We start from the raw sequence: 397 nt of genomic DNA, 5'->3' as shown, positions 1-397 counted from the left end.
AGCATAGATAATGGGAGCAGATGCCGGTGATTCGGACCTGTTACAAGACGAACCAGATGGGGAATCACAAGACCTACAAATCCTATAGAACCAGACACCGCAACGGAAGCACCTGTCAACAAGGATGCACCTAATAATATAAAAATTTTCCCTCTTTTTACATTTACTCCAATATGATCAGCTGCTTCCTCCCCTAACGCCAGAGCATTCAATTCCCGGTAGTGAATGAGAAGCATAGATGCTCCAACAAGCATAAAAGGCAGGATTAATCGAACATGCTCCCATCCCCTCATTGCGACACTTCCATATAACCAATAAATAATCTGTGTCATGGAATCCCGGTCCCCTAATGAAATAATCAGGGAAGTAACTGAGCCAATAAAAGCCCCCACAATAA

1 protein-coding gene is annotated in these 397 nt (G+C 43.3%); it reads right to left on the bottom strand.

All coding sequences use genetic code 11. The features are described from left to right. Positions 1-397: FecCD family ABC transporter permease (locus CIL03_RS19505; protein WP_133087850.1), on the bottom strand; the 397-nt coding region annotated here is incomplete at both ends.

Source organism: Virgibacillus indicus (genome assembly GCF_002266285.1).
Classification (GTDB): Bacteria; Bacillota; Bacilli; order Bacillales; family Amphibacillaceae; genus Virgibacillus_K; species Virgibacillus_K indicus.
Note: the sequence above shows the minus strand (reverse complement) of the source record. Positions and strands in the feature narration are given on the sequence as shown.